Below are 8605 nucleotides of genomic sequence, written 5' to 3'. Positions count from 1 at the left end.
TACATGCCCATGATGGTGGGTGCCCAGGTAGCGTTTGCCCGTTCGGTACAGGGTCTGGCGGAGGATCTCATGAACCTGCGCCCCACCGTGCTCATCTCGGTGCCAAGGATCTACGAACGTATCTATGGTCGCATCACCTCGGGGCTGGAGGCGAAGTCCGGTTTTGCCCGTTTTCTGTTCAACACCACGGTGTCTGTGGGATGGCGCCGCTTCGAGCACGAGCAGGGGCGCGCTGGCTGGCATCCCAGCCTGCTGCTGTGGCCGCTGCTGAAACGGATCATTGCCACCAAGGTGACCGAGCGCCTGGGCGGCCGGTTGCGTCTGGCTGTCTGCGGTGGTGCGCCGTTGCCACCGCCCATCGCGCGTTTCTTCATTGGCCTGGGGTTGCCCGTGTTCCACGGTTTTGGCATGACCGAGGCCAGTCCGGTGGTGGCCGTCAACCGGCCTGAGGACAACGTCCCCGCCAGCGTGGGGTGTGCGTTGCCCGGTGTTGAGGTGAGTATCGGGAAAGATCAGGAATTGCTGGTGCGCGGTCCTTCGGTGATGCAGGGCTATTGGAATAATGAGGAAGCCACCGCCGACACCATCGACAAGGATGGCTGGCTGCACAGTGGCGACAAGGCCCGCATCGACGAGCAGGGTCATATCTTCATCATCGGTCGCATCAAGGAGATCCTGGTGCTGGGCAATGGCGAGAAGGTGCCACCGGCGGATATGGAAATGGCCGTGACCCTGGATCCCATCTTTGAACAGGCCATGGTCGTGGGGGAGGGCAAGCCCTATCTCACCGCCCTGGTGGTGCTCAATGCCGAGGAGTGGAAAAAGCTGGCCGAGGAACTGGAAGTGGATCCAGGCAGCAACGAGGATCTGTTCAGCCGCAAGGTGGAAAAGGCCCTGCTGGAGCGTGCCGGCAAGCAACTGACCGAGTTCCACGGATACGCCCAAGTGCGTCGTCTCACGCCCACCCTGGAGCCCTGGGATGTGGACAACGGGCTGCTCACGCCCACCATGAAACTCAAGCGTGCGTTGATCCTGGAGCGCTACAGCAAGCAGATCGAGGCCATGTACGAGGCCCACAGCAAGCGCTGAAAAGCTTGTGAACGGATAAAACCAAAAGAAATCACCCAAGGGGGAAACATGCCATTCATCCAGTCCCGCAACGCCCTGTCCTGCGCCGTGGCCGGCGCTGTCGCCCTGTCCGGGGCCACCCTGTGGCAGTCACCGGTGAAGGCGGCCGGCTTCTATATTCAGGAACAGAGCGTCAGCGGCCTGGGCCGCGCCTTCGCCGGCGAGGCGGCGGTGGCCCAGGATGCCAGCACCATCTTCTTCAATCCGGCGGGGATGGTGTTCCTGCCCGGCACCGAGGTACAGGCAGCGGTGCATTTGCTGATGCCGAAGGCGGATGTGAGTGATGGAGGGTCAACAGTCACAACGCCAGGTACGTTGGGAAATCCGGTTTCCGGGCTCGGGGGTTCTGGTGGCAATCCTTACGATCCGACCCCGGTACCCAACCTCTTCATCTCCCATCAGCATGACGACCGTACCTGGTTCGGGTTTGGCCTGACTGCTCCGTTTGGCCTGGCCAATCACTACGACGACGACTTCTTCGCCCGCTACGACTCCACCGAGACCGAGTTGGCAGTGATCAATCTGCAGCCAAGCGTGGCCTATCGGCTCACGGACCGCCTGGCCCTGGGTGGGGGGGTCGATATCCAGTATGCGGATGCGACCCTGAAGAATGCGATCCCGGATCCCACGGTGCCGGGCGGCCCAACGGTTGCAACCGATGGTGAACAGGTGCTGGATGCCGATAGCTGGGACTATGGCTTCAATCTGGGCCTGCTGTGGCAGGCGAGCGACACAACCCGCCTGGGGCTCCATTACCGGCAGGGTATCAAGCATACTTTGGACGGCAAGGCCGGTGGGATCGCGCCCGCGCGCTTGGGGGGTGCCGAGACCCAGTTGGATGGTCGTGCTGATCTGCATTTGCCGGATATGCTGGCCCTGGGCTTGCGACAGGAAATGAATGATCGCTGGACACTGATGGCCCAGTACAAGTGGTTCCAATGGTCCAACTTTGACGAAATCCGGGTCCGCTTCGATAATGGTGACCCTGATAGCCCGACCGAGCAGAACTACAAGGACAGCTGGGCGCTGGCTGTGGGTGCCGAATACCAGTGGGATGATCGTTGGACCCTGCGCGGTGGCATCCAATATGATCGCACACCCACACAGGACAACTACCGCACCACCCGCACCCCGGACGGTGACCGCACCTGGTTTTCCGTTGGGGCCAGTTACGAGCAGGGGCCGCACTGGGGGTTTGACATGGCCTATACCTACATCGATATCTCAAAGGAGTCTCTGGATTTGAGTAGGACGTTTTTTAAGGGTGTCGAGATTCCAGTTGATGGTGCAGGCAATCTGCCCATTGAATCAACTGTCGACCTCACCGGCAACACCGAAGGCCACGTCCACATCCTCGCCGCCTCCGTGCGCTACCGGTTCTAGAACCCATGACCTCCACCTTCCCGGCCCTGTTGATTCGTGACGAGGTGCTTGGCTCCCGTCGTGTCAGTCTCGCGGAAATGGAACCCTCGGAGCTGATGGACGGGGCCGTGGAGGTGGCGGTTCGTTACTCCTCGCTCAACTACAAGGATGCCCTGGGCATCACCGGCAGTGGGCGGGTGCTGAGGCGCTCGCCTATCGTCGGGGGCATCGACGCCGCGGGCGAGGTGGTCTGCGCGGGCGATAACAGCGGCTTCAAGGTCGGTGATCCGGTGCTGGTCACTGGCTGCGGCCTGGGCGAGATCCACCATGGTGGCTTTGCGGGGCGTATCCGCGTGCCCGCCGACTGGGTGGTGCCGCTCCCTCGGGGGCTTAATCTGCGTCAGTCCATGATCCTGGGTACCGCCGGGTTCACCGCGGCCCTGGCGTTGCAGCGTCTGCGGGCCAACGACCAGGATCCGGGCATGGGCCCGATCCTGGTCACGGGGGCCAGCGGCGGGGTGGGCTCCCTTACCGTGAACCTGCTGGCGTCCCAGGGGTACGAAGTGGTGGCCCTGTCCGGCAAGACCCGCCGGCAGGACTGGCTCAAGTCCCTGGGCGCCGTCAAGGTCATGGATCGTCGCGGTCTCTCCCAGGGCTGGCGCCCGTTGGAGACGGCCCGCTGGGCGGGCGCGGTGGACACTGTTGGTGGTGAGATCCTGTGCTGGCTCACCCGCACGGTGGACGAGTGGGGCAATATCGTCACCATCGGGCTGGCGGGTGGCGCGGAACTACGCACCACGGTGATGCCCTTCATCCTGCGGGGGGTCTCCCTTCTGGGGGTGAGTTCCAGCAACTATCCCACGGAACGCCGCGCCGCCATCTGGACCCGTCTGGCCACCGACTGGTCCATTCCCCACCTGGATGACATCGCCACCGAGGAGATCGGGCTGGGGGAGCTGGAGTCAGCCAGCAAGCGGATGCTGGCGGGAGATGTGTACGGGCGGATCCTGGTGGATCTTCAGCGGTAGTCCCTGGTATTCAAGGATCACCCTCACCCCCTAGCCCTCTCCCGCAAGCCCGTCTATGTTCGATGGCCTGTCGGGGTGTTGCGGGGGTATTGGGGGCGCCGGCCGGGCGCTTCCCGAAGCGCCCCTACAAGGGCTTGAGTTCTTTCTCCATGACTGCTTCAGTGGAATATGCGAAAGATATGGGTAGGGGCCGTTCGCGAACGGCCCGCCAGCCTGTCCGAGGTTGATGGATTGTCGGGCTGGTGACGTGCTATCCGCTGTGCCGGCCGGGTGCTCAAGGCTTGCCGATCCCCGACAGGATGGATTCCTGAGTGATGACCTCGCGCATCACCCGACTCTCCGGGTGCCGTCCGCCGCAGATTTCCAGAACATTGCCATCCGCCAGATGGGCCTCCACGCTGTAGCCCAGGCCGGGTTCATGGTTCAGGGTGATGGTGCGGGTCTTGTCCGGCGCCAGTTGGAGGATCGTGGTGGTCTGCTGGGTGTCCACGTTGGCATAACCGATTTCCACCTTGGGAATGGTCTCCGAAGTGCGGTTCTGGACATGAACGATCAGGGTGCGGTCAGGCAGCGAGGCCCCCTGGTCGTGGCGGCAACCGGAGCCTGTCAGGCCCACCGTCAGGAGCAGTGGGATCAGGCAGAGTGTCATCATGGAGCGATTCATTTTCATGATTCCCACATTAGCGCTTTCTGATGGATCCGTCAGTGAGAATTATCATATGAACCCATAAAATGTTATCCCTCACTGGATCGATCACCATAAGATCCCGTGAGGAGCGCCGACCGCGAAGATCATGCAGCCACATGGATGGTGTTGTGTCACGATGCCTGGTTACACTGTGATGCAGCAAGAAAGGATACGACTTATGCCAAAACGTACCATGCGTCCCAGGAATGCCCGACGACTCCCGGCCCTGCTGCTGACCGCCTCCCTGGTGCTTGGCGCCTGCGAGCAACCTCCCGAGATGCAAGAGGCAGCGCCCGAGCGCCCGGTGCTGACCCTCACCCTGCAATCTTCCGAGGATATGGCCTCCCGTACCTTCAGCGCTCGGGCCGAGGCCGCTGAACATACGGCTCTGGCCTTTCGTGTGTCCGGGCAGGTGGCATCGGTGCAGGCGGACCTGGGGGACCGGGTGATCGAGGGCGACGTGCTGGCGCGGATGGATGACCGGGACTACCGTCTCAAGGTGCGCGAACTGGAGGGCCAACTGGAGGCCGCCGAAGGGCAGCTGCAAGAAGCCGAGGTGAATTACCGACGCGGGCAGACGCTGGTGCAGGACGGCACCATCAGCCGCGCCGATTTCGATAGTTTGCGATCGGCCTTCCGCCAGGCCCAGGGGCAACGGGATGCCACCCGCGAGGGTTTGGCCACTGCCCGTGCCGCGCTGGACGACACGGTGCTGCGGGCCCCCTTCGAGGCCCATGTGGCCCGCCGCAACATCGAACCCCACGAACAGGTCAGCCCGGAGCGCGTGGTCTTTGTCCTGGACCGCCTTGACGAGATCGAACTGCGGGTCGGGATGCCCGAGACCCTGGTGGTGCACCGCGATCAACTCACCGGCGTGAAGGTGCATTTCGCTGCACTGGGCCGCCAGTATCCGGGCCGGGTGCAGGCCGTGGGTGTGGACGTGGACGAAGATACCCAGACCTATCCGGTGCGCATCGTGGTGGACAACCCGGACCAACGCATCCTGCCCGGAATGACCGCCCGCCTGGATTTCCGGGCCGACCTGGATGCGGCGGGCGAGCAGGGTTATTTCCGGGTGCCCATGACGGCGATATTCGACCACGATGGCCAGCCCCATGTCTGGGTGCTGGACGAGGCCGGCGAGACAGCGACGCGCCGCCCGGTGAGCCTGGGGCCGCTGGAGCGGGATGGCGCGCGCGTCCAGGGTGACCTGCATGCGGGTCAGCAGGTGGTGACCGCGGGTGTGCAGCACCTGCGCGAGGGTCAGAAGGTACGCGTGCTCACCGAGGACGAGATGCGAGGTGCACGCCGATGAACGCCGCTGTCTGGGCCATCCAGCGGGGCCGTCTGATGGGCTTTCTGGTGGCCCTGATCGTATTCGTGGGGGGCTTCGCCTACACCCAGCTGGGTCAGCTTGAGGACCCGGAATTCACTGTGCGCACAGCGGTGGTTTACACGGAATACCCGGGCGCCCGGGCCGTGCGCGTGGAGCAGGAGGTGACCGAGCACATCGAGCTCAAGATTCAGCAACTGGGCGAGCTGGACCAGGTGCAGTCCCACAGTCGGGACGGGGTGTCAGTGATCTTTGTGGACATCCAGGAGCATCATGATCCGGAGAAGTTGCGACAGATCTGGGATGAACTGCGCCACAAGGTGAACGAAGCCGCCCGCGAGCTCCCCGATGGGGTGCGCGGGCCCATTGTGGACGATGACTATGGTGATGTGTACGCCCTGTTGATTGCCCTTACCGGCGAGGGCTACGGCTATGACGTGCTGGATCGGGTGACGGACAACGTGCGCCGTGAATTGCTGCGGGTACCTGGCGTGGCCAAGGTGGAACTCTTCGGGCAGCAGGGGGAGCGGGTGTTCGTCGAGACCTCCCGGGAGAAGGTGGCCGAGATGGGCCTCACGCCGCACCAGGTGGTCCAGGCCCTGAACCGTCAAAATGTGGTGGAACCGGCGGGTTTTGTGGAGATGGGGCCCCGGCAGGTGCGCATCTTTGCCAGTGGCGTGTTCGAGTCCCTGGAGGAAATTCGCAGCCTCTCCATCCGCAGTCCGGTGACCGGCAACCTGGTGTATCTGCGTGATTTTGCCGAGGTGCGCCGGGGGTTTGCGGATCCACCCCAGGCGCTGCTTCGCCATGGGGGGCAGGACGCCCTGGCCATTGGCATCGTCCCCTCCCAGGGAGTGAACGTGGTGGAGCTGGGGGACCGGATCAACAAGCAGCTGTCACGGATCGAGCCCACCCTGCCCGTGGGGATGTCCTTCGGCATCATTGCCAACCAGCCCCGCGAGGTGCAGGCGGCAGTAAGCGAGTTCATGATCAACCTGGTCACGGCGGTGGTCATCGTCATCGCGGTGCTGCTCATTGCCCTGGGGCTGCGCACGGGCCTGATCGTGGGGTCTGGCGTGCCCTTTACCATTCTGGCCACCTTCATCGCCATGTGGGTCACGGGGATTGACCTGCACCGGGTCTCTCTGGGGGCCTTGGTGATCGTGCTGGGCATGATGGTGGATAATGCCATCGTGGTGGCTGAGCTCACCGTCGTGAAGATGCAGCGGGGGCTGGACCGCGCACGCGCAGCCCGGGAGGCGGTGGGTGAAACCGCCTGGCCTTTGCTGTCGGCCACCCTGATTGCCGTGCTGGCCTTTTCGCCCATTGCCCTCACCGATACGGCAACCGGGGAGTTCACCCGCTCTCTGTTCTGGGTGGTGGGTTTTTCCCTGTTGCTCAGCTGGGTGCTGGCCATCACCGTCACGCCGGTGATGTGTCATCGCTGGCTCAAGGCCCCGGCCGAGGGCAGTGCAGGCAGTGATCCCTACGGGGGACGCCTGTACCGCGGTTTCCGCGGCCTGTTGGGTGGGGTGCTCCACTGGCGCCGTGCCAGTCTGGGGGGGATTGCCGGGCTGCTGGTGCTCTCCCTGATCGGCTTCATGCTGGTGCCGCAGATCTTCTTCCCTCCCGCGCAGCGGGCCCAGTTCATGGTCGATTACTGGCTGCCGGAGGGCAGCCGTATCCGTCAGACGGCCGAGGACATGGCCGTGATCGAGGACTGGCTGCAGGGGCAGGACGAGGTGGAGTCCGCCACCGCCTTCATTGGCGAGGGAGCACCGCGCTTCTATCTGCCCATGCTGCCCGAACATCCCAATGCGTCCTTCGGGCAGATCCTGGTGAATCTGAAGGCCGTGGATGACCTGGATGGCATGATGGCAGCCACTCGGGGGTTCATGGATCAGCGTTTCCCGGATGCCGAGCCTCGAGTGCGGCCCATGCAGTTGGGGGATCCGGTGCGATATCCCATCGAGATGCGCATCATTGGGCCGGAACGTGACACCTTGCGGGCCTTGGCCGAGCAGGGGCGGGACATGCTGGCAGGGGATCCCCGTCTGGATCATGTGCGCCTGGACTGGCGCAACAAGACGCCGCAGATCCAGGTGGATGTGGATCAGGAGCGGGCACGCCGGGCCAATGTGTCCAGTGCCGCCATCGCCGAGGCACTGGCCACTGCCTTCGCTGGTCAGCCCATTGGTGTTTACCTCGAAGACGATAAACGCATCCCCATCAAGTGGCGCTTCCCCCTGGAAGATCGTACGGATCCCACGCAGGTGGAGACCATGGTGATCTGGCCTGAGCAAGGCCATCGTCCGGTACCGCTGTTGCAGGTGGCCGAGGTGTCAGTGGTGTGGGAGGACGCCTCCATCTGGCGTATGGACCGAGAACGCAGCGTGACCCTGCAGATGGATCTCATGCCTGGCTTCATTGCCCATGAGGTGCTCAGTGATCTTCAGCAGCGGGTTCAGGATCTGGATCTGCCACCTGGCTACCGGCTCGACTGGGACGGTGAGCCGGTGAAATCCCAGGAAGCCCAGCGGGGCGTGCTGCAACCGGTGCCGGTGGTATTGGGCTTGATGGCCCTGGTGTTGATGGCGCAGTTCAATAGTTACCGCCGCTCACTGATCATTCTGCTCACGGTGCCCCTGGGGGTGGTTGGGGTGAGCGCGGGATTGTTGCTGTTCAAGCAGCCCTTCGGCTTCATGGCGCTGCTGGGGGTGATGAGCCTGTCCGGCATGATCATCAAGAACGCCATTGTCATGGTGGAGCAGGTGGATCTGGAAATGGAGCGCGGCGAAGAGGCCCACGAAGCCCTGCTGGAGGCGGCGGTGAGTCGCGTGCGGCCGGTGATGCTGGCGGCTGCCACCACGGTGCTGGGGATGTTGCCATTGGCCTTGTCCGGGCCCTTCTGGGCGCCCATGGCCATTGCCATCATGTTTGGGTTGGCGCTGGCATCGTTGTTGACCTTGCTGGCGGTGCCACTGTTTTATGCGGTGCTGTTCGGGGTTTCGCACCCTCACCCCAACCCCTCTCCCCGGGGGGGAGAGGGGCTATAACTTCCTTCCT

At 63.5% G+C, this 8605-nt stretch carries 6 protein-coding genes; 5 read left to right on the top strand and 1 reads right to left on the bottom strand.

Going from position 1 to position 8605, the window contains the following annotated elements:
- From LPW29_RS08705 to LPW29_RS08695, 3 genes are all read left to right on the top strand, one after another.
- Positions 1 to 1089, top strand: a 1089-nt coding sequence (locus LPW29_RS08705) for an AMP-dependent synthetase/ligase (RefSeq protein WP_238627683.1), incomplete at its 5' end; no start/stop codon positions are given.
- A gap of 48 nt (positions 1090 to 1137) precedes the next feature.
- Complete coding sequence (locus LPW29_RS08700) at positions 1138 to 2511, top strand: OmpP1/FadL family transporter (RefSeq protein WP_238627682.1); 1374 nt, start codon at positions 1138 to 1140, stop codon at positions 2509 to 2511.
- A 5-nt stretch (positions 2512 to 2516) separates the two neighbouring features.
- Positions 2517 to 3518: an acrylyl-CoA reductase family protein gene (locus tag LPW29_RS08695; protein WP_238627681.1), complete on the top strand. Its 1002-nt coding sequence runs from the start codon at positions 2517 to 2519 to the stop codon at positions 3516 to 3518.
- A 274-nt stretch (positions 3519 to 3792) separates the two neighbouring features.
- On the opposite strand, the gene LPW29_RS08690 is transcribed toward LPW29_RS08695, so the two are convergent.
- Positions 3793 to 4170, bottom strand: coding sequence for a hypothetical protein (locus tag LPW29_RS08690; protein ID WP_238627680.1), 378 nt, complete (start codon positions 4168 to 4170; stop codon positions 3793 to 3795).
- A gap of 214 nt (positions 4171 to 4384) precedes the next feature.
- Between LPW29_RS08690 and LPW29_RS08685 the strand changes: the two genes are divergently transcribed.
- Both LPW29_RS08685 and LPW29_RS08680 read left to right on the top strand, forming a co-directional pair.
- Positions 4385 to 5521, top strand: a complete 1137-nt coding sequence (locus LPW29_RS08685; RefSeq protein WP_238627679.1) for an efflux RND transporter periplasmic adaptor subunit — start codon at positions 4385 to 4387, stop codon at positions 5519 to 5521.
- On the top strand, positions 5518 to 8595 hold the full coding sequence (locus LPW29_RS08680) for an efflux RND transporter permease subunit (RefSeq protein ID WP_238627678.1): 3078 nt from the start codon (positions 5518 to 5520) through the stop codon (positions 8593 to 8595). Before LPW29_RS08685 ends, LPW29_RS08680 begins: the two co-directional genes overlap by 4 nt.
- The last annotated feature ends 10 nt before the right edge of the window (positions 8596 to 8605 follow it).

Origin of the sequence: Ectothiorhodospira sp. 9100 (assembly GCF_022227565.1) — a bacterium.
GTDB lineage: Bacteria > Pseudomonadota > Gammaproteobacteria > Ectothiorhodospirales > Ectothiorhodospiraceae > Ectothiorhodospira > Ectothiorhodospira marina.
This window is presented reverse-complemented; position numbering and strand designations above follow the sequence as displayed.

Coding starts and splice junctions, on each gene's coding strand:
- LPW29_RS08700 (WP_238627682.1), top strand. CDS start 1,138: ATGCCATTCATCCAGTCCCGCAACGCCCTGTCCTGCGCCGTGGCCGGC.
- LPW29_RS08695 (WP_238627681.1), top strand. CDS start 2,517: ATGACCTCCACCTTCCCGGCCCTGTTGATTCGTGACGAGGTGCTTGGC.
- LPW29_RS08690 (WP_238627680.1), bottom strand. CDS start 4,170: ATGATGACACTCTGCCTGATCCCACTGCTCCTGACGGTGGGCCTGACA.
- LPW29_RS08685 (WP_238627679.1), top strand. CDS start 4,385: ATGCCAAAACGTACCATGCGTCCCAGGAATGCCCGACGACTCCCGGCC.
- LPW29_RS08680 (WP_238627678.1), top strand. CDS start 5,518: ATGAACGCCGCTGTCTGGGCCATCCAGCGGGGCCGTCTGATGGGCTTT.